The following is a 19873-nucleotide window of genomic DNA, read 5'->3' on the forward strand; positions in this document are numbered from 1 at the left end:
CGATGACCATTCCAGCGGGGTTCGGGTTAAAGCAGTACCGCCGTACCGCTGACGCTGACCATCAACATGGATCCGCGCGCGCCAATGGTTTCATAATCGATATCGACGGCGATCACGGCATTGGCACCCAATGCGCGCGCCTTGTCTTCAAGTTCGCGCAAAGCCTGTTCGCGTCCGCGCGAAAGGACTTCTTCGTACTTGCCCGAACGGCCGCCGAAAATATCGGTAATCGAGGCGAAAAGGTCGCGCACAATGTTTGCGCCAAGGATCACCTCGCCGGTAACAACGCCAAGATAGCGCTGTACCGGACGACCTTCGATAAGGCTGGTGGTAGACAAAAGCATGGTAGGCCTTCCGCTGTTTCTATCCAGTAGGCCTACCCCAATTCTTATTCGATGCCGAGAGCGGTTTTGTAGAGTTCCAGAACGGCTTCCATTTCGCGGCGGTCATCGGGCTTCATCTTGCGCAGACGCACGACCTGCCGCATGATTTTGGCATCATAGCCAACCGCTTTGCCTTCGTTGTAGACGTCCTTGATGTCGTCGCCGATGCCCTTCTTTTCCTCTTCGAGGCGTTCGATGCGCTCAATCAACAGGCGCAGGCGGTCGTCGGCAGTTTCGGCCATCGGGAAATCTCCGGGTAACGGGTGAATCAGTTGGCGGCGCTGATAGACGCGCCGCCGCCTATCGGCAAAGAGCAGCTTGTGGAAATCTTGAACTCTGCCGCTATGCTTCAGTGTGTTCCGCCGTTTTTCTTCAGGCTTTCATCCATGCGCGCCAGTTGTTCGGGCGTGGCTTCGGTCTGGAAACGCGCTTTCCATTCAGCGGCGGGAAGGCCGTGAATAGCCTCGCGCGCGGCGGCTTTATCAAGGCCAGCGCCGGCATCGATGATCCAATCGGCCAGGCAATTGCGGCAAAAGCCGGCAAGGCCCATCAAATCAATGTTTTGCGCATCATGGCGGTGACGCAGATGGCGCACCAGACGGCGGAACGCAGCGGCGGCAACCGCATCAGGCAGCGTGTCCAATGGCTCGTCCTGAGTACGTGTTGAATTCGTATCCATTGTAATGGTCCTTGGGTTTTTTTAGGCCATACGCCATAGCGCGTGACATTGATGCATAAGGAGTATGATTGCTGTGGCCAAGACTGATCCGAGCGCCGTGATTACCAGGGGCCGCAAGGTAAAGATCCTCGCCACGGTGGGCCCTGCCAGCAGCGACCCTGAAATGCTGGAAAAGCTGGTGCGCGCAGGTGCCGATGCGTTCCGCGTGAACATGAGCCATGGCGAACACGCCATTCACGCCCAAACCATCGCCAATATCCGCGCGCTGGAAGAAAAGCTGGGTCGCGCCATCACCGTGCTGTGCGATCTGCAGGGGCCAAAGCTGCGCGTTGGCAAGTTCAAGGAAGGCCGCGCGGTCATCCGCCATTCGGGCCATTTCACGTTGGACCGCAATCCGGAACCCGGCGATGAAACCCGCGTCTGCCTGCCGCACCCTGAACTGTTCGGCGTGCTGCAAAAGGGCCAGCGCTTGCTGATTGATGATGGCAAGCTGCGCCTGCGCGTCATTCGCGCTGACGAGAACGAAATCCTGTGTTCTGCCGAAGTGGGCGGGGTCATTTCCGACCGCAAGGGTGTGAACGTGCCCGATGCTGTCGTGCCCGTGCCTGCGCTGACCGAGAAGGACCGCCGCGATTTGTCGTTTGCGGTGGAGCACGGTGCAGACTGGATCGCGCTGTCGTTTGTCCAGCGGCCCGAAGATGTGGCCGAAGCGCGCCGCCTGATGGGCGGATACGGCGCATTGATGGCCAAGATCGAAAAGCCCGCCGCCATTTCGCGGCTGGAAGAGATCATCGAACTGTCCGACGGGATCATGGTGGCGCGCGGCGATCTGGGCGTTGAACTGAACCCTGAAGAAGTGCCGCCGTTGCAAAAGCGCATTGTGGAAAGCGCGCGCCGTCAGGGCAAGCCTGTGGTTGTCGCCACGCAAATGCTAGAATCGATGATCGAAGCGCCAACGCCGACACGCGCGGAAGTTTCGGACGTGGCCAATGCGGTCTATGATGGCGCGGATGCCGTGATGCTTTCGGCAGAAACCGCGGCTGGCGCTTGGCCCGAAGAGGCGGTGACGATCATGCACCGCATCGCCGCGCAAGTGGAAGCCGATCCCGGCTATGCCGCCCGCGTCCACTTCATCGAAACTCTGCCTGATCCGACCACGGCAGACGCCTTGGCACAAGCTGCAGCCAGCATTGTGGACACTTTGCCCATCTCGGGAATCATCGTGTTCACAGGGTCGGGTTCAACCGCGCGCCGGGTTGCGCGTGAACGTCCGGGCGTGCCGATGCTGGTGCTGACGCCTTCTGCCAAGACCGCGCGCAAGGTGGGCCTGCTGTGGGGTGCCCACGCGGTCACCACCAAGGACATCGGCAGCTTTGAAGAGATGATCGCCAAGGGCAAGCGCATGGCCCTGCGTCACGGCTTTGGCACCGCAGGGTCACGTCTGGTTGCATTGGCGGGTGTTCCGTTCGGAACGCCGGGCGCGACGAACCTGCTGCATGTGGTCACGCTGACGGGCAACGAACTCGATCGGTACTCCTGAGCGGCTATGCGCAACTGATTGGCGCGCTGACGTTCACCAGGTACGCGGATTCAGCGCGATCCGAACAAAGCTGAGCCAACGCGGACATATGTCGCGCCAAGTTGTACGGCGATGTCCAGATCGTCGCTCATGCCCATGGATAGCTGGGTCAGGCCGTTGTCGTCTGCCAGCTTATCGAGCAGCGCGAAGAATGGCGCCGGTTCGATACCGGCTGGCGGTACGCACATCAGGCCGATGACGTCGATCCCGGCATCGCGGGCCTGTGCCAAAAGCGCAGGCAAATCAGAAACTGCGCATCCGCCCTTTTGGTCTTCGGCACCGATGTTCACCTGGATAAAGCACGGCACGCGCTTGCACAGTTTGTCTTGCGCCTTGGCCAGCGCGGTGACGAGGCTTGGGCGGTCAAGCGAGTGGATGCAATCGAACAGGGCAACGGCTTCCTCGGCCTTGTTGGATTGAAGCTGCCCGACAAGGTGCAGGGCCACATCGGGGTGCGCGGCGCGGATGGCGGGCCATTTTTCCTGCGATTCCTGCACACGGTTTTCGCCAAACACCCGCTGGCCCTGATCGATGAGATCAAGGATGGCGTCGGCAGGCTTGGTCTTGGATATGGCGATCAGCGTGACGTCGCCCGCTTTGCGGCCCGCAATTTTTGCCGCCGAGGCAATGCGGGCGATGACGTTTCCAAGGGGTGATGAAGGGGCTGCCTGTTCCATGGCGCGGTGCTATAGCGTGAGGATGGCAAAGCGCCAGACCAACAAACGGGCTCGTGTCCCTTGTCTCATCCTGATCAGCGATTGCCGCAACGATGCGGCGCTGGAACGCGCCCTTGCGCGTCTGCCACGCGGGAGTGCGCTGGTGTTCCGGCATTACCACCTGCCGCCGGTGGCGCGGCGGCTGCGGTTTGAGCGGTTGAAGCGTATTGCCCGCGCGCATGGCATTCCTGTCATTGGTGCCAGAGTGCCGCGCGGCTGGGGGGCTGACGGGGTTTATGGCAGCCCGCGCGAGGTTGCCGGGTGCAAGGGTCTGCGCCTTGCGACTGCGCATTCGCTGGCCGAAATTGGCGATGCAGTGCGGGCGGGGGCCGATGCTGTTTTGCTGTCGCCCGTTTTCCCCACACGGTCACATCCGGGCGGTGCAGTGCTGGGGCCGGTGCGCTTTTCAGGCATGGCGCAGCAATCGCCAATCCCGGTGATCGCGCTTGGCGGGATGACCGCGCGCCGCGCCGCACGGTTGCCTGTCCACGGCTGGGCGGCGATTGACGGGCTGAATCACAGGTAAACCCGTCGGGATTCTTGACGGTGAGTCCCCTTCAGGCGCATGGTGGAAACAGTAAAGGCAGGGATAAGCGCAATCATGGCAAGCCGGGCAGGATCAAGTGCACGCGGAAGCGGGGCAGACTGGCGTGCCGTGCTGCGCCGGTCCTTGCGTCGCAGCCTTGAACTGATTGGCGGTGGAGTGCTGGTTGCGCTGCTGGTATTCCTTGCACTGGCCCTGGTCAGCTATACCCAGACCGATCCTTCGGGCAGCACCGCATCGGGCAGTCCGGTCGAAAACTGGATGGGCCTGCCCGGCGCATGGGCGGCTGAACGCGTATTGCTGTTCTTTGGTGTACCCGGAGCGCTGCTTTTGCCGCTGTTGTGGGTGTTTGCGCGCCGGTTGTGGGATGCGCAAAGCGATCTGATCGACTTTGATGACGAAGATGGCGAGCTGGCATCGCCGCGCTGGTGGCGGCCAACTTTGCTGCTGTTTGTGGCGATGGCACTGATCGGTACGGCGCTGGCGCTGTGGGGCGCAAGTGATGCCAGCCGTCTGCCTGCGGGCCTTGGCGGCATGGCGGGCTTGCTGGGCGCTGCGGCCATTACGGGCGTCGCCAGCCTGCTGCCACAAGTGCCGGTGATCTGGTTTTCCGCGCCGCTGGGGTTGATTGCGCTTGGCGTCGGGATGGCCATTGCCAGCCGCGTGTTTGCGTTTGACTGGGCGCGCATGCTGTCATTGCCGCCGTTCTTGCGCCGCGCCCCGCGCGAAGACATGGACGGCGATGATTATGATGACACGCCGGTGGCCGCGCCCGCCAAAAAAGCCAAGCGTGACAAGGAAGCGCGCGCGGTGGCCGATGCCATCGACATCGAAGCATCGCTTGCCCCGCGCAAGCCGACCGAGATTTCAGACCCCACGCGCAATCCCGCGCCTGCTGCGGCCTTCCCCAAAGTCCGGCAGGGTGATCTGTTCGATAAGTATGAACTGCCCTCGATCGACATCCTGATCGAAGCGCCGCCGGGTTCGGAACAGAAGATCGACAAGCTGGCGCTGGAACGCAATGCGCGGCTGCTGGAAAACGTGCTGGATGATTTCAACGTAAAGGGTGAAATCACCGCCGTCCGCACTGGCCCTGTCGTCACGATGTACGAACTGGAACCGGCTCCGGGCATCAAGGCCAGCCGCGTGATCGGCTTGGCAGACGACATCGCCCGCAACATGAGCGCGATTTCCGCGCGCGTATCGGCCATTCCGGGCCGAACCGTGATGGGCATCGAATTGCCCAACGCCATCCGCGATATGGTTTCGTTCCGCGAACTGATCGCTTGTGAAAAGTTTGCCAATTCTAAGGCCTTGCTGCCGATCATCTTGGGCAAGGACATTTCGGGCGAACCGATTGTGGCTGATTTGGCCACGATGCCGCACTTGCTGGTGGCTGGCACCACCGGTTCGGGTAAATCGGTCGGCCTCAACTGCATCCTGCTGTCACTGCTGTACCGGCTTACGCCCGCGCAGTGCCGCCTGATCCTTGTCGATCCCAAAGTGCTGGAATTGAAGTCTTATGACGACATTCCGCACTTGCTTTCGCCTGTGGTGACCGAGCCTGCAAAGGCCGTGCGCGCGCTGAAATGGGCGGTTGAGGAAATGGAGCGGCGCTATCGCCAGATGTCGTCCATCGCGGTGCGCAATATCTCGGGCTTCAACGAAAAGGTGCGCGCAGCACAGGCCAAGGGCAAGCCGCTGGGCCGCCGCATCCAGGTGGGCTTTGATCCCGATACGGGTGAGGAATTGTTCGAAGAACAGCAGCTTGAATACGAAGTGCTGCCCCAAATCGTGGTGATCGTCGACGAACTGGCCGACCTTATGGTGACGGTGGGCAAGGAAATCGAAGTGCTGATCCAGCGGCTTTCGCAAAAGAGCCGCGCGGCGGGCATTCACCTGATCATGGCCACGCAGCGCCCGTCGGTTGACGTGATCACCGGCGTGATCAAGGCCAACTTGCCCACGCGCATCAGCTTTGCCGTGACCAGCCGCATCGACAGTCGCACGATCCTTGGCGAACAGGGCGCAGAGCAACTGCTGGGCAAGGGCGATATGCTCTACAAGCCCAATACCGATCCGGTAAAACGCGTCCACGGCCCGTTCGTTTCGGACGAAGAGGTTGAAAAGGTGGCTGATCACTGGCGCAGTCAGGGCAGCCCTGATTACGTTGATTCGGTTACTGAAGAACCCGAAGACGGCGGCTTCAACTTTGACGATATCGATGGCGCATCGGACAATCCCGAAGACCGCAAGTACCGTCAGGTCTGCCAGCTGGTGTTCGAAAGCCAGAAGGCCTCGGCCAGCTGGATCCAGCGCCAGATGGGCGTGGGCTATAACACCGCGTCCAAATGGATCGAGCGGATGGAAGCAGATGGGCTGGTCGGCCCTGCAAACCATGTGGGTCGGCGCGAAATCTATCGCGACAAGGACGGCAACGTGCTGTGATGCAACGCTGATTTCATACCCCAACCCCGCACATCACCACACCCGCTCATGCTGAGCTTGTCGAAGCATCACGCGCCGCGTGTGGTGCAGGCACCCTTCGACAGGCTCAGGGTGAGCGGGTTTGGGGGATTTCGAATGAAAGGGGACTGCCCCAATTTTTAGGGAATGCCCCCTAATTCTGGATCATGAATGGCGCGGCCACATCCTTGGGTACGCGCATCAGGCGGCCTGAGGCGCGATCTATCAAGGCCCATGTGGTTTTCGCGCTGACGATGATCTTGCCCGCCGCATTGGTGAAATCCACCCGCCGGTCAAACCGTGCGCCGGTGGGGCCTTCGGGCAGGAACGTCTCCGCATCGACGCTTTCACCCTGTGCGATGTTGCCGCGATAATCGATCTCGTGCCGCGTCACGACCCAGACGTAGGCCTGCTGGTGCGCCAGCGGAGCCACCGCCTCCCAATGCGCGGTGGCCATGTCCTGAATCCAGTTCACCCACACCGCATTGTTCACATGGCCCAGCTCATCGATATGTTCGGGGCCAGCGGTGAAGGTGAGGGTGTGGCTGTTGGTCACGCCTCCACGCCCAACTGCCACAGGATGAACGCGAATTCCTCGGCGGTTTCCTTTAAGGATTCGAACCGGCCTGATTTGCCGCCGTGGCCTGCGCCCATGTTGGTCTTTAGGATCAGTTCGTTGGAATCGGTCTTCACTTCGCGCAGTTTGGCGACCCATTTGGCGGGTTCCCAGTAGGTAACGCGCGGATCGTTGAGACCAGCGGTGACCATCAGCGGCGGATAGGCCTGCGGTTTGACCTGATCATAGGGCGAATAGGACTGGATCAGTTCGAACGCGGCCTTGTCTTCAATCGGGTTGCCCCATTCAGGCCATTCGCCCGGCGTCAGCGGAAGGTCCGCGTCAAGCATAGTGGCCAGCACATCGACGAAGGGCACGTGCGCAACGACCGCGCCCCACAGATCGGGATCGCTATTGATCACCGCGCCCATCAGTTCGCCGCCTGCCGATCCGCCCGAAATGCTGATCTTGCCCGCCGCCGTAAATCCGCGATCAATCAGGCCTTTGGCGACATCGACGAAATCGTTGAAGGTGTTGGTGCGCGCCTCCAGTTTGCCCGCCTTATACCAAGCGCGGCCCAGATCATCGCCGCCCCGGATATGCGCGATGGCATATGCAAAGCCGCGATCGACAAGGCTGAGACGCGTGGTCGAAAAGCCCGGCCCGATGGCGATGCCATAAGCGCCATAGCCATAAAGGTGAAGCGGTCCGCCCCCCTGCCCATTAATGGCCGCACGATCCTTGCGCCAGACCACACTGACCGGAACCAAGGTGCCATCGCGCGCGGCGATTTCCAACCGGGCGGTTTCATAAAGCGAGGCGTCATAACCGCTGGGGATTTCCTGCACTTTCAGAAGTTTCAGGCTGCGTGTGGCGACATCGTAATCGAACGACGAAGCCGGGCTGACCATCGATTCATAACCGACGCGCAGCACCGTCATCGCCCATTCGGGATTATCACCCAGCGACGCTTCGTAGCTGGCTTCGGGGAATTCGATGGGCTCGATGCGCGCAGGATCATCGTAATAGCGCACTTCGATGCGGTCCAACCCGCGCACCCGGCCTTCGACCACGTAGAAATCGCGGAACAGTTCAAAGCCGGTGAGGTAAAACTCGTCCGACCCTTCGATCAGCGTGGTCCATTCACCCGGATTGCCGAGCGGTGCGGTTGCGAGGCGGAAGTTTTCGTGGGTGTCGTTGGTGTGGATGTAAAGCACGCCGTCGCGTTCATCGACATCGTATTCCACGCCCTTCTGCCGCGCTTTGACGAGGATTGGTTCCGCCAAAGGATCGTGCGCGGGGACCAGCCGCGTTTCACCGGTTTCATGATCGCCGGTGGAGATGATCAGCCACTGTTCATTGGCCGAAAGCGCCGCGCCGACGCGGAAGCCTTCATCGTCCTCGTGATACAGTTCCACATCGTTTTCGAGCGGCTGGCCGATCCAGTGAAGCCGCGCATTGTCGGTCCGCCAGTTTTCGTTGGCGAGGCTGTAAACAAGGCCGGTATCGTTCTTCACCCAGATCAGGCCGGACAATGTGCCGGGGATTTCGTCCGCCAGAACCTCGCCCGTGGCGATCACCTTTATCCGCGCTGTGAAGCGTTCCGAGCCATTGTCATCGACCGACCACGCCAGCTTGGTGCCATCGGACGACACTGCAATCGCGCCAAGGCGGAAGTATTCCACGCCGTCGGCCAATGCTACTTCATCAAGGATCAGTTCGTCCGCGCTGCCGTCATCGGGCGAACCCACCGGGCGGCGCCACCACTTCTTGTATTCCGCGCCCTCTTCGTATTCGATCCAGTACAGGAAATTGCCGTCCTTCTGCGGGACCGACTTGTCAGCCTCTTTGATGCGCGCGCGCATTTCGGTGAACAAGTTGTCGATCACCGGTTTGCGTTCGCCCATGCGGGCTTCGAACCACGCGTTCTCTGCCTCAAGATGGCCGAGTATGTCCTTGTCGGTCACTTCCGGATAGCCGGGATCGCGAAGCCACGCGTAATCGTCGGTCACGCTCAACCCGTGGTGCGAAAAGGTGTGGGGCTTTTTGGGGGCGAAGGGAGGTGTGGCAAGTGTCATCCCCCGCATCTATGGTGTGCACATGATGCCCGCAAGTCGGGCTTTGGATGATTCAGGAATTGCCCATGTTGATGCACACGCACGAAGCCCGTCTTGACGCCCTGCGCAAGCAATTGGCGAAGGACGGATGGGATGGCTTTGTCATCCCGATTTCCGATGAACATATGAGCGAGTATGTCGGCAGCTATGCCCAGCGGCTGGAATGGTTGACCGGCTTTGGCGGATCAGCGGGCACAGCAGTGGTGCTGGCAGACAAGGCCGCGATCTTTGTTGACGGGCGCTACACCCTGCAAGTGCGTGATCAGGTGGACGGCGCACTGTGGGCTTACGAATCGGTGCCGCAGACCAGCGTTGCGGCGTGGCTGGCAGACCATGCGCAGCAAGGCGCGCGGATCGGCTATGACGCGTGGTTGCATTCCAAGGGCTGGGCCGATGGTGTGGCCAAAGCGCTGCGGGCGAAGGATGCATTGCTCCTGCCGGTGGGGCGCAATCCGGTGGATGTGGTGTGGGAAGACCAGCCTGCGCCATCGCTCGCGCCCGCAGTGCCCCATGCCGAGGCTCACGCAGGCAAATCCGCGCATGAAAAGCGCGCCGAAGTGGCCGAATGGTTGGGCGCGAAACGGCTTGATGCAGCCGTGGTGACGGCGCTTGATTCAGTGGCATGGCTGCTGAATATTCGCGGGGCCGATGTGGACCGCACGCCCGTGGCGCTGTCGTTCGTGATTGCGCACGCCGATGGCACAGCGGACCTGTTTATCGCGCCGGAAAAGGTGACGGCGGACCTTGCGGCTCATCTGGGCAATGCGGTGCGGGTGCAGCCGCGTGATGCTTTTGTGCCCGCGCTGGAGGCGTTGAAGGGCCGCAAGGTGGCGGTTGATCCCGAACGCGCGGTTGCGGCGGTGTTCCATGCGCTGGAGGGGGCAGGGGCCAATGTTGTGCCGCTGACCGATCCCGTGGTGCTGCCAAAGGCGATCAAGAACCCGGTCGAGCAGGCAGGCCACCGCGCCGCGCAAGCCCGCGATGGTGCTGCAATAGCGCGGTTCTTACGTTGGGTGTGCAAAGAAGCGCCGAAAGGCGACGTCACCGAATTGTCCGCCGCTGATCGTTTGCAGGCCTTCCGCGCTGAAGGTGGCCTGCTGAAAGACTTGTCGTTCGATACGATTTCGGGCGCTGGCCCCAATGGCGCGGTGGTGCATTACCGGGTGAGCGCGGAGTCCAGCCGCACGCTGGAGCCGAACAGCGTTTACCTTGTCGATTCAGGCGGGCAATATGTGGACGGCACGACCGACATTACGCGCACCGTATGGATCGGCCCCGATGCGCCGCCAGCGCAAGTGAAAGACCGGTTCACCCGCGTGTTGAAGGGTCACATCGCGCTGGCATGCGCGGTGTTCCCCAAAGGCACCGCAGGCAGTCAGTTGGACAGCTTTGCGCGGCAGTTCCTGTGGCAGGCGGGCCTTGATTATGCCCACGGCACCGGCCACGGCGTGGGCAGCTTCCTTTCGGTCCACGAAGGCCCGCAGCGGATTGCAAAGGCCGCAGGCGGGCAAGCTGGCACGGGACAGGAATTGCTGGCTGGCATGATCCTGTCGAACGAGCCGGGCTATTACAAAACCGGCGAATACGGCATCCGCATCGAAAATCTGGTGTTGGTGGAACGGCGCGAGATTGCAGGCGCAGAGGGCGAATTTTTCGGCTTTGAAACGCTTACCTTCGCGCCGATTGACCGCGCGCTAGTGGATGTGGCGCTGCTGACGGGAGAAGAACGCGCTTGGTTTGATGGTTATCACGCGCAAGTGCGCGCTATTCTGGCACCGCAGCTTGCCGGTGCTGATCTTGGCTGGCTGGAAGCGGCCTGTGCGCCGTTGTGAAGCTCCAGCTTTCGGGCAAGTGAACAGGCTGCACCATGCGCGACAAATTGCGACAAAGAACCGGGGTTTCCGGCATAGTCGCGCGACAACCGGCGCTTAGATAGGGAATACGGAAACTGCGGTCGTCCCCAACCAGTCCCCCCACTGGGCAAGGTTCCCCCCTCCCCTTCCTTGCCAGATGGCGGATGGCCGCAGTTTCTCCCCTATTACGCTCACAGGAGCACCCGACATGAAAACCAAATTCCAGATCGCCGCAGCCGCTGCCGTTATGGCAACTGCATCGATGGCGCTTTATTCTGCATCGCCCGCAGCAGCACAAAAGATGAACGCCGATGGTGACAAGACCATTTCCTGGAGCGAAGCCAAGGCCAAGTCCGACACGATGTGGGCCAAGCTTGATGTGAACAAAGACGGCAAGATCGATCCGGCTGACCGCGCCGCCAAGATGGGCGAAAAGTTCGCCTCGATCGATACAGACAAGAACGGCGCAATCAGCCGCGATGAATTTATGGCCCATCACAGCCAGATGAAAGCGGGCAAGGAAGCGCGCGGCGATGGTCACGGCAAGTGGCGCGGTGAAGGCCGCGCTGAGGGCGGCAAGGGTCGCGGCATGGGCCATCACGACATGATGGGTGGTGGCATGCGCATGCTCGCCATGGCTGACACGAACAAGGACGGTGCAGTATCGCGCGCCGAATTCGACAGCGTGACAAAATCACACTTCGACATGGCCGATACCAACAAGGACGGCAAGGTTACCGCTGAAGAACGCCGCGCCATGATGGGCAAGATGCGCGGTCATCACGGCCCAATGCATAAGGGTGGAATGGGCGTGATGGGCGATGGTCCTCCACCACCCCCTGCGGCCAACTGAATGTCATGAGCGACACGCCGATCCGTGTCCTCGTCGTCGATGACGAACCGGCCCTGCGCGAGCCCCTGGCGGACTATCTTGTCCGGCAGGGGTTTGTCGTAACGCAAGCCGGAACCGCCGCCGAAGCGCGCAGCCGGCTGAACGAGATTGGCTGCGACATCGTCCTGCTGGATATCATGATGCCGGGTGAAGATGGCTTGTCGTTGTGCCGCCATCTGGTTGAGGCGCGAAAATTGCCGGTGATTTTCATTACCGCAAAGGGTGAAGCGACCGACCGTATCGTCGGGCTGGAAATCGGCGCTGATGATTACGTGGTAAAGCCGTTTGACCCGCGCGAACTTGTCGCGCGCATCCGGTCGGTCCTGCGCCGCGCGAGCAAGCAATCGAGCGAGATTGCCGATGCTGTGATTTACGAATTCGAAGGCTGGCGGCTTGATCCGCTCAAGCGCCGCCTGATTGATCAGGAAGGCGCGGTTGTGGCCATTTCCTCGGCCGAGTTCCGCTTGCTGCTGGCCTTCCTTGACCATCCCCGTCAGGTGCTCGACCGCGACCGCTTGCTGGACATGGTGCAGGGGCGCGAGGCGCACTTGTTTGACCGCGCGGTGGATAACCAGATCTCGCGCCTGCGCCGGAAAATCGAGGTGGATAGCCGCAATCCGCAATTGATCCAGACGGTCTGGGGCGGGGGCTATATGCTGGCCGCCGAAGTGCGCAAACGCGCGCCCACCTCTGAAGAGGCGTAAGCTACTTGCCATCATTTCTTTCCGGATTACGCTTCTGGCCGCGCAGTCTTCAGGCCCAGGTTCTGGCTGCCATTGCGGTTGCCCTGCTGGTGGCGCAAACGATCTCGGCGGTGCTGATCTGGCGTGAGCAAAGCCACCGCCGCGAATCTTCGATGGTCAGTTCGGCAGCGTTTCGTCTGCTTGGTCCGCCACCTGAACGCCGAAAACAGCACCGCAATGATGAAGACCGCCAATCATCACCTTTCCGTGCGGTATACAGCGATGCATCGCCGCAGCGTGAGGGTGAAAAACGCCTTCACCGGGTTGAGCATGAGCTGGCGGAAATCCTGGGGGCGCAAGGGTTTGATGCTGCCGAGGTGGTGGTGTTTGAACGCAACCCCTTAAACGATGCGATCAGTCTGCGCTTCATGCAGCGCCATCGCCGGGAGCTGGCGGTTTTTTCCAAGGAGCCAAAGCCCCGGTTGGTCATTGCGGCAGTGCGCCAAACCTCGGGCAAGTGGATATCCACCCGCGTGTTTACGGAAGGTGGCGAAATGATGGTGCTGGCGCCGCTCGTCGCGCAAACCATCGTCCTTTATCTCGTGCTGGTGGGTGCAATGGCCTTGATCCTGCGCCGCATCACCCGGCCCCTGAAAGTGCTGACGCGCCGGGTGGAGGACTTTGCCGGAAACCGCAAGCTTGAAGGGCAGCTTGAGCCTGATGGGCCGGAAGACATCCAGGGCCTTATCCTGGCCCATAACGCGATGGAAGCGCGCATCGGGGCGATGCTCGATGAAAAGGACGTCATGCTGGGGGCAATCGGTCACGATCTGAAAACGCCATTGGCTGCGCTGCGCGTGCGGATCGAGGCGGTGGATGATGATGTCGAGCGCGGGCGCATGGCCGCCACGATTGAAGATATCAACCGCTCGCTCGACGATATACTTTCGCTTGCCCGCGTGGGCCGTCCGTCCGATCCCATCGAGCCGAACGAGCTGGCGGCATTGGTGGCCGATGTTATCGGCGAGTTTGAAGATATGGGCGAAGCGGTGGAACTGGGCGAGACGGACCGGATCGTCCTGCCCATCCGCGCCACGTGGCTGCGCCGCGCCTTGCGCAATCTGGTATCCAATGCGCTGCGCTATGGCGAGCGCGCGCGTATTTCATTGGCGCGCGAAGGCCGGATGGCGGTGCTGCGCATCGAGGATGACGGGCCGGGCATTCCCGAAGGGGACATTGCGCGGATGATGGAGCCATTCACCCGGCTGGAAGCTTCACGCAACAGCGGCACCGGTGGCACCGGACTTGGCCTTACGCTTGCGCGCGCGATCGCCGATCAGCATGGCGGCACGCTGACACTGGCGAACCGGCGTGGCCCGACCGGCGACATTGTTGGGTTGACTGCTGCGATAACGCTGCCGGTCGGGTAGGCCCAGTTCCATACGGCAATTCGTTGTAAGGACTAGCAAAGCCACCGACTGGTTGCTAGTGCAACCAATTATAATTGCGCCGAGGAGTTGGGTTTCGCATGCGTAGCATTTCGTTTGTTTCAGCGCTCGCGCTGACTGTCGCCTGCGTTTCCGCACCGGTCATCGCCCGGCAAACCGCGGCAAACCCTTCTGCCGCCGCCGGGGTTCACACCGATTTGCCGCGCGTTGCGCATCCTTCACACTATACGATTGCGATCACGCCCGATGCTGCGAACCTGACGTTTTCGGGCACATCTTCGGTTGACCTTGAAGTGACCGAGGCGACGGAGTTTCTGACGCTCCACGCGCTGGACCTCAAGATTTCCTCAGCCACACTGACCCCAGTGGGCGGCACGCCCGTTCCCGTTACGGTGACGATGGATGCCGCGCGCCAAACCGCAAAGTTTGCTGCTGCCCAGCCGCTCAGCCCCGGAAAATACCGGCTGGACACGGCCTATACCGGCGTCATCAACACTCAGCCCTATGGCATGTTCGCGCTTGATTACCCTGACAAGATCACCGGCAAGGACGTGCGCGGCCTGTTCACGCAATTCGAAGCGCCCGACGCGCGCCGCTTTGCGCCGATGTTTGACGAGCCGATTTACAAGGCTACCTTCGATCTGTCAGCGGTCGTCCCCGCCGCCCAACTGGCGATCAGCAACATGCCGGTGGCCAAAGAGGAAAGCCTCGACAAGGGGCTGAAGCGCGTCACATTCGGCACCAGCCCGAAGATGTCATCGTACCTCTTGTTCTTCGGCCTTGGCGATTGGGAACGGATGGCCAAGGATGCAGCGCCCGGCGTGCAAGTGGGCATCGTCAGCCCCAAAGGCAGCGGTGAACAGGCGCGTTATGCGCTGGATGAACTGGCGCCGCTGATCCCGTTCTTTGCCGATTACTTCGGCCAGCCCTATCCCCTGCCAAAGCTTGATAACGTGGCAGCACCGGGCCAGTCGCAGTTCTTTTCGGCCATGGAAAACTGGGGCGCGATCCTGACGTTCGAGCGCATCTTGCTCAACGATCCGGCGATCACCAGCGCCTCTGCCCGCCAGAATCTTGTGACCACGCAGGCGCATGAAGTGGCGCACCAGTGGTTCGGCAATCTGGTGACGATGGCGTGGTGGGAAGACCTGTGGCTGAACGAGGGTTTTGCCAGCTGGATGGAAACCAAGACGACCGCCCATTTCCACCCTGACTGGTTCCCGCTGCTTGACCGTGTTGGCGGGCGCGAAACTGCGATGGGCCTTGACGGCTTCAAGACCACGCACCCCGTGGTGCAAGAGATCAAGACCGTTGAGGAAACCAATCAGGCCTTCGATGCGATCACCTATCAAAAGGGTGAAGCGGTCATTGCCATGCTGGAGGCCTTTGCCGGCGAGACGGTGTGGCGCGATGGGTTGCGCAGCTATATGCGCGACCACAAATTCGGCAACACGCGGTCAAAGGATTTGTGGCAAGCCGTTGAAAAGGCAGGCGCGCCCGGCCTTACTGCGATTGCCACAGACTTTACCACAAAGCCCGGCATCCCGCTGGTGAGTGTTGCGAAGCATACCTGCAAAAAGGGTGTTTCAACCCTATCCCTGACGCAAAGCGAGTTCAGCATCGACCGCAAGGACGAAGTGGCCGCAAAGCCCACGATGTGGAAAGTGCCGCTGCTGGTTTCGGCAGGCGGCGAACCTGTCCGCGCGATCATGGACGGGGGCAAAAGCACGCTCACCGTTAACGGCTGCGGCCCCGTGGTTATTAACGCGGGGCAGTTGGGTTATTACCGTTCGCTTTACACGCCCAAGATGCTCGGGCGTTTGAAAACCGCAATGCCTACGCTGAAACCGGTCGATCAGATGGGGCTTCTGCAAGACAATCTGGCACTGGCCAGCAGCGGTTATCAGCCATACGGACCGGCGCTTGATTTGCTGGCGGCGGTGCCGGGCAATGGCAATCCGGTTGTCGCAGGCGCCGCCTTTGCGCGCTATGTCGGCGCGTGGCGTGCGCTTGAGGCCGATCCGGTGGCGCAAAAGAAGCTCGCCGCCAAAGTTGCCGCCAATTACAAGCCACGCCTGATGGCGTTGGGTTTTGAACCCAAGGCGAACGAAGCTTTGCCCGATGCCGATCTGCGCTCAACACTGATCAGCGGATTTGGCACAATGGGTGATGCCGATGTGGTGGCCGAAGCGCGCCGCCGTTTTGCAACGCTGGCCAGCAATCCCAAGGCGATGGATGGCCCGCTGAAAACCACATGGCTTGGCATTGTTGCGCGCAATGCCACCAAGGCGGATTGGGATGCGATCCAGAAAATGGCGGCTGCATCAAACAGCGCTGTGGAGCGGCAGTTCCTCTACACCCTGCTGGGCCGGGCATCCGATCCGGCATTGGCCAAGGCGGCACGCGATCTGGCGTTGACGAACACGCCAGGCAAAACCACCAGCGCGGCGATGATCGTGGCGTCAGCAGGGTTGTTCCCCGAAGCCACGTATGACTTTGCCATCGCCAACCGCGCCCGCATTGAAGATTTGGTCGATGCGCAAAGCCGCGTGACGTTTATCGCAAGCCTTGGCAGCGGCGCAACCGACCCTGCGATGATCGCCAAACTGGAAACCTTCAAGGCCAGCGTCCCTGCAGAAGCCGCACGTCCGGTTGATCAGGTCATCGGCGGGTTGACGGAAAAGGCCAAGGCACGGCCCCTGTTCGTCAAAGGGCTGACAGGCTGGCTGGCGAAAAACAGCAAGTAGGGCGGTAGCGCGATCAGCTATAAAGCACGATGACTTTGATCTGACCCAAATGTCCGTTCGTGTCGAGCGAAGTCGAGACACCGCGCCCAGTGTCTCGACTTCGCTCGACACGAACGGGGCATGTTGTGGTTCTTGCGAAAGTCATAAAGCCCTAAAGGCTGAGGAACATTCCCGCCAAGGCGGCGCTCATCAGGTTGCTGAGCGCCCCTGCCACCAATGCGCGCATGCCCAGTTTGGCAATGACCGGGCGTTGATTGGGGGCAAGGCCGCCGGTCACTGCCATCTGGATGGCGATAGAGCTGAAATTGGCAAAGCCGCACAGCGCGAATGTGACGATGGCGACGGTGTGCGGGGACAGCGCAGTGTCCTTGCCCAGTTCGATGAACGCGACAAATTCGTTCAGCACGATCTTGCTGCCGAACAATCCGCCCGCCTGCATCGCCTCGGTCCAGCCATCTGCACCCAGCAGGAGGAATACAGGCGCGAAAACATAACCCAGGATCATCTGGAAGGACAGTTCGGGCGCGCCGAACCAGCCGCCGACCCATCCCAGAATGCCGTTGGCCAGCGCCACCAACGCGACAAAGGCCAGCACCATCGCGCCGACTGCTACGGCCAGCTTCACGCCGGTTTGCGCGCCCTGGCTGGCGGCCATGATGATGTTGGCGGGGCGCTCTTCCTCGTCAGAGGCAAGGCCGGGTTTGACGTGGGGGTTAGGCAATGCCTCGCTGCCCACTTCTGCCGGTGTGGGCGGTTCATCGGGCATCATCATTTTGGCCATGAGGATTCCGCCGGGAGCCGACATGAACGCCGCTGCCACCAGATAATCGATGCGGATGCCCATGCTGGCGTAGGCGGCAAGGATGGTTCCGGCAACGCCCGCCATGCCCACGGTCATCACGCAGAACAATTGCGACGGGTTGAGCGCTGCAAGATAAGGCCGGATTACCAGCGGGGATTCGCTCTGCCCGACAAAGATGTTGCTGGCAGCGCACAGCGATTCAACTTTGCTGATGCCGGTCAGCTTTTCGAGCGCGCCGCCGATCCAGCGGATCACCAGTTGCATGACGCCAAGGTAATAGAGGATCGAAATCAGCGCCGCGAAGAACACGATGACGGGCAGTGCCGAAATGGCAAAGCTGGTGCCGCCAATGGCCGGATCAGCCAGCGGGCCGAACAGGAAAGCCACGCCCGCGCGCGCAAAGCCGAGCAAGCCTTCAACCCCGCTGGCCGCGCCCTGCAACAGCCGGTTGCCGAACGGCACATAAAGCACTAGCGCGGCAAAGCCTGCCTGCAACGCAAAGGCTGCGGCCACCACGCGCGGGCGAATGGCGCGGCGGTTGGTTGACAGGGCAAAGGCGAGCGCAAGGATGAGCAGCATCCCGAGCAGACTGTAAACGACACGCATCGGGTGGGACAGGCTCCGCGATCAAATTGGTTTCAGACGAACCTAATAGCGAATTGGCGCAAGCTGAAAAGCGCGCTATCGGCCTTTGATGCACGATAACGCCGCCCCAGCGCCCGCAATCCCCCGTTCTTTGTTCCTGCTTGCCCTGTTCTATGGCGGGATGGTCACGCTTGGCGGAGTTTTGGGGGCCAAACAAGTGGCCCTTGGTCCCTTGGCGGTCGAGGCGGGAATCTTTCCGTTCCTGACGCTTGTCGGCATTTCCAGCGGCGTTGCCGAACTGCATGGCAAAGTGGTTGCCGACAGACTGGTGCGTTATGGCTTTCTGCCGCTGGCCTTTGCCATTTTCCTCACGCTGTTTGTGCTGACGCTTCCCACTGATACGGGAATGTATGAACCTGCCAAGGAAGCCTTCCCGATCGTGCTGGGCCAGTCATGGCGCATGATGCTGGCAGGAATCCTCGCCTATGGTGTGTCGGTCACGCTTAATGTCTGGATATTCAACCGGTTGCGCGGGGCCGTGGGGCGTTTCCTGTCCGTCCGGGGCTTTGTTGCGGCGGCGCTTTCGCAAATCGTGGATACGCTGATTTTCATCTCGGTGTCGTTCTATGGTGTGCGGCCGATCATGGCGTTGATGGCGGGGCAGATGCTTGCGAAAGTTGTGCTGTCGGCGGTGCTGATACCGCTGATAATCGCGCTTGTGCTGTGGATCGGGCGCAAGCTTGATTCTGTAGACTGACCTGCCCGATCTCTGTTCAGTCTGGAACGCACAGCCAATATTGGATTTCGCACGCTTTGCGCGTAAAGGCGCGGCCATGACTCAGAACCACGATCCTGCGATGCTCGCCAAGGCCGAAACGCTGACCGAGGCACTGCCTTATCTCCAGCGTTATGCGGGCAAGACTTTCGTCGTCAAATATGGCGGCCATGCGATGGGCGATCCCGAAGCCGCGCGTGATTTTGCCGAAGACGTAGTCTTGTTGCAGGCTGTGGGGATCAACCCGGTGGTGGTCCACGGCGGCGGTCCGCAAATCGGGGCCATGCTGAAACAACTGGGCGTGGAATCAAGCTTCGTCGATGGCCTGCGCGTGACGGACAAGGCCACCGCAGAAGTGGCCGAAATGGTCCTTTCGGGCAAGATCAACAAGGAACTGGTGGGCTGGATTGCGGCGGCAGGCGGCAAGGCCGTGGGCATTTCGGGCAAGGATGCGGGGCTGGTTACCGCCACCAAAGTGGAACGCACCACCAAAGACCCCGGCAGCAACATCGAGACAGCCGTTGACCTGGGCTTTGTCGGTGAACCTTCAGAGATTGATCCGGCGATCATCTACACCGTCAGCGCGGCGGGCTTTATCCCGGTGATCGCGCCGATTGGCGTGGGCAAGGACGGGCACACCTATAACATCAACGCCGATACGATGGCGGGCGCGATTGCCGCTGCGCTTGGCGCATCGCGCCTGTTCCTGCTGACCGATGTTCCGGGCGTGCTGGACAAGTACAAGAACCTGCTCACCGACCTGCGGCCTGCCGACATCAAGCGGCTGGCCGAAGACGGCACGATCAGCGGCGGGATGATCCCCAAGCTGGAAACCTGTGTCCATGCAGTGGAAGCAGGGTGCGAGGCGGCGGTTGTGCTCGATGGCCGCGTGCCCCATGCGATGCTGCTGGAAATCTTCACGGCACAAGGCGCGGGCACTTTAATTCGCGCCTGAACCAATTCTCGCCTAAGTGTTCGGGCGTAACACTGCTTGTTGCGCCCGTAGGGGCTCTTGTGGCTGAAGGAGCGGGTCGGCTAGAAGCAGATG

Annotated in this window: 17 protein-coding genes; 10 read left to right on the top strand and 7 right to left on the bottom strand. The window is 61.0% G+C overall.

Features of this window, described 5'->3' with window-relative positions:
• Positions 1-26: 26 nt before the first annotated feature.
• The 3 genes from B7Y89_RS09860 to B7Y89_RS09870 all read right to left on the bottom strand — a co-directional run bounded on the left by B7Y89_RS09860 (position 27) and on the right by B7Y89_RS09870 (position 1062).
• The gene (locus tag B7Y89_RS09860) at positions 27-344 is read right to left on the bottom strand and encodes a heavy metal-binding domain-containing protein (protein WP_292938071.1); all 318 of its coding nucleotides are present in this window, start codon (positions 342-344) and stop codon (positions 27-29) included.
• A 44-nt stretch (positions 345-388) separates the two neighbouring features.
• Positions 389-625 carry a DUF2312 domain-containing protein gene (locus B7Y89_RS09865; RefSeq protein WP_054105943.1) on the bottom strand — a complete coding sequence of 79 codons (237 nt, stop codon included), beginning with the start codon at positions 623-625 and terminating at the stop codon, positions 389-391.
• A gap of 107 nt (positions 626-732) precedes the next feature.
• Positions 733-1062, bottom strand: a complete 330-nt coding sequence (locus B7Y89_RS09870; protein WP_292938074.1) for a DUF1244 domain-containing protein — start codon at positions 1060-1062, stop codon at positions 733-735.
• Positions 1063-1126: 64 nt separating this feature from the next.
• Between B7Y89_RS09870 and pyk the strand changes: the two genes are divergently transcribed.
• Positions 1127-2602 (top strand): pyruvate kinase, encoded by a 1476-nt coding sequence (pyk, locus tag B7Y89_RS09875; RefSeq protein ID WP_292938076.1) that lies wholly within the window; start codon positions 1127-1129, stop codon positions 2600-2602.
• Positions 2603-2652: 50 nt separating this feature from the next.
• Here pyk and B7Y89_RS09880 read toward each other — a convergent pair whose 3' ends face one another.
• Complete coding sequence (locus tag B7Y89_RS09880) at positions 2653-3318, bottom strand: YggS family pyridoxal phosphate-dependent enzyme (protein WP_292938078.1); 666 nt, start codon at positions 3316-3318, stop codon at positions 2653-2655.
• Between the two features lie 22 nt (positions 3319-3340).
• On the opposite strand from B7Y89_RS09880, the gene B7Y89_RS09885 reads away from it, so the two are divergent.
• On the top strand, positions 3341-3883 hold the full coding sequence (locus tag B7Y89_RS09885) for a thiamine phosphate synthase (RefSeq protein WP_292938080.1): 543 nt from the start codon (positions 3341-3343) through the stop codon (positions 3881-3883).
• A 75-nt stretch (positions 3884-3958) separates the two neighbouring features.
• Positions 3959-6349 (top strand): DNA translocase FtsK 4TM domain-containing protein, encoded by a 2391-nt coding sequence (locus B7Y89_RS09890; RefSeq protein ID WP_292938082.1) that lies wholly within the window; start codon positions 3959-3961, stop codon positions 6347-6349.
• 172 nt (positions 6350-6521) lie between these two features.
• On the opposite strand, the gene B7Y89_RS09895 is transcribed toward B7Y89_RS09890, so the two are convergent.
• Both B7Y89_RS09895 and B7Y89_RS09900 read right to left on the bottom strand, forming a co-directional pair.
• Complete coding sequence (locus B7Y89_RS09895; protein WP_292938084.1) at positions 6522-6923, bottom strand: acyl-CoA thioesterase; 402 nt, start codon at positions 6921-6923, stop codon at positions 6522-6524.
• On the bottom strand, positions 6920-9010 hold the full coding sequence (locus tag B7Y89_RS09900; protein WP_292938086.1) for a S9 family peptidase: 2091 nt from the start codon (positions 9008-9010) through the stop codon (positions 6920-6922). The genes B7Y89_RS09895 and B7Y89_RS09900 overlap by 4 nt, the downstream gene beginning before the upstream one ends.
• A gap of 62 nt (positions 9011-9072) precedes the next feature.
• Here B7Y89_RS09900 and B7Y89_RS09905 point away from each other — a divergent pair, with 62 nt between their 5' ends.
• From B7Y89_RS09905 to B7Y89_RS09925, 5 genes are all read left to right on the top strand, one after another.
• Positions 9073-10872: an aminopeptidase P family protein gene (locus B7Y89_RS09905; protein WP_292938213.1), complete on the top strand. Its 1800-nt coding sequence runs from the start codon at positions 9073-9075 to the stop codon at positions 10870-10872.
• Positions 10873-11101: 229 nt separating this feature from the next.
• Positions 11102-11746 (top strand): EF-hand domain-containing protein, encoded by a 645-nt coding sequence (locus B7Y89_RS09910; protein WP_292938088.1) that lies wholly within the window; start codon positions 11102-11104, stop codon positions 11744-11746.
• A 5-nt stretch (positions 11747-11751) separates the two neighbouring features.
• The gene (locus B7Y89_RS09915; RefSeq protein WP_292938090.1) at positions 11752-12489 is read left to right on the top strand and encodes a response regulator transcription factor; all 738 of its coding nucleotides are present in this window, start codon (positions 11752-11754) and stop codon (positions 12487-12489) included.
• A 5-nt stretch (positions 12490-12494) separates the two neighbouring features.
• Positions 12495-13898, top strand: a complete 1404-nt coding sequence (locus tag B7Y89_RS09920) for an ATP-binding protein (RefSeq protein ID WP_292938092.1) — start codon at positions 12495-12497, stop codon at positions 13896-13898.
• Between the two features lie 98 nt (positions 13899-13996).
• Entirely contained in the window at positions 13997-16663 is a 2667-nt protein-coding gene (locus tag B7Y89_RS09925; protein WP_292938094.1) for a M1 family metallopeptidase, read from the top strand.
• 151 nt (positions 16664-16814) lie between these two features.
• Here the strand turns inward: B7Y89_RS09925 and B7Y89_RS09930 are convergent, their stop codons facing one another.
• Entirely contained in the window at positions 16815-18071 is a 1257-nt protein-coding gene (locus B7Y89_RS09930) for a NupC/NupG family nucleoside CNT transporter (protein WP_292938096.1), read from the bottom strand.
• 88 nt (positions 18072-18159) lie between these two features.
• On the opposite strand from B7Y89_RS09930, the gene B7Y89_RS09935 reads away from it, so the two are divergent.
• Together B7Y89_RS09935 and argB are read left to right on the top strand one after the other, a co-directional pair.
• A complete protein-coding gene (locus B7Y89_RS09935; protein WP_292938098.1) occupies positions 18160-18807 on the top strand; it encodes a queuosine precursor transporter in 648 nt (215 codons plus the stop codon).
• Between the two features lie 76 nt (positions 18808-18883).
• Positions 18884-19780, top strand: coding sequence for an acetylglutamate kinase (gene argB / locus B7Y89_RS09940; RefSeq protein ID WP_292938100.1), 897 nt, complete (start codon positions 18884-18886; stop codon positions 19778-19780).
• The last annotated feature ends 93 nt before the right edge of the window (positions 19781-19873 follow it).

The organism is Novosphingobium sp. 32-60-15, from assembly GCF_002280675.1.
Taxonomy (GTDB): domain Bacteria; phylum Pseudomonadota; class Alphaproteobacteria; order Sphingomonadales; family Sphingomonadaceae; genus Novosphingobium.

What these genes read in the sequence shown, in the direction of transcription:
- B7Y89_RS09910 (WP_292938088.1), top strand. Translation starts at nt 11,102, where the DNA reads ATGAAAACCAAATTCCAGATCGCCGCAGCCGCTGCCGTTATGGCAACT.
- B7Y89_RS09905 (WP_292938213.1), top strand. Translation starts at nt 9,073, where the DNA reads ATGCACACGCACGAAGCCCGTCTTGACGCCCTGCGCAAGCAATTGGCG.
- B7Y89_RS09865 (WP_054105943.1), bottom strand. Translation starts at nt 625, where the DNA reads ATGGCCGAAACTGCCGACGACCGCCTGCGCCTGTTGATTGAGCGCATC.
- B7Y89_RS09860 (WP_292938071.1), bottom strand. Translation starts at nt 344, where the DNA reads ATGCTTTTGTCTACCACCAGCCTTATCGAAGGTCGTCCGGTACAGCGC.
- B7Y89_RS09880 (WP_292938078.1), bottom strand. Translation starts at nt 3,318, where the DNA reads ATGGAACAGGCAGCCCCTTCATCACCCCTTGGAAACGTCATCGCCCGC.
- B7Y89_RS09885 (WP_292938080.1), top strand. Translation starts at nt 3,341, where the DNA reads ATGGCAAAGCGCCAGACCAACAAACGGGCTCGTGTCCCTTGTCTCATC.
- B7Y89_RS09900 (WP_292938086.1), bottom strand. Translation starts at nt 9,010, where the DNA reads ATGCGGGGGATGACACTTGCCACACCTCCCTTCGCCCCCAAAAAGCCC.
- B7Y89_RS09870 (WP_292938074.1), bottom strand. Translation starts at nt 1,062, where the DNA reads ATGGATACGAATTCAACACGTACTCAGGACGAGCCATTGGACACGCTG.
- B7Y89_RS09925 (WP_292938094.1), top strand. Translation starts at nt 13,997, where the DNA reads ATGCGTAGCATTTCGTTTGTTTCAGCGCTCGCGCTGACTGTCGCCTGC.
- B7Y89_RS09930 (WP_292938096.1), bottom strand. Translation starts at nt 18,071, where the DNA reads ATGCGTGTCGTTTACAGTCTGCTCGGGATGCTGCTCATCCTTGCGCTC.
- argB (WP_292938100.1), top strand. Translation starts at nt 18,884, where the DNA reads ATGACTCAGAACCACGATCCTGCGATGCTCGCCAAGGCCGAAACGCTG.
- B7Y89_RS09935 (WP_292938098.1), top strand. Translation starts at nt 18,160, where the DNA reads ATGCACGATAACGCCGCCCCAGCGCCCGCAATCCCCCGTTCTTTGTTC.
- pyk (WP_292938076.1), top strand. Translation starts at nt 1,127, where the DNA reads ATGATTGCTGTGGCCAAGACTGATCCGAGCGCCGTGATTACCAGGGGC.
- B7Y89_RS09890 (WP_292938082.1), top strand. Translation starts at nt 3,959, where the DNA reads ATGGCAAGCCGGGCAGGATCAAGTGCACGCGGAAGCGGGGCAGACTGG.
- B7Y89_RS09915 (WP_292938090.1), top strand. Translation starts at nt 11,752, where the DNA reads ATGAGCGACACGCCGATCCGTGTCCTCGTCGTCGATGACGAACCGGCC.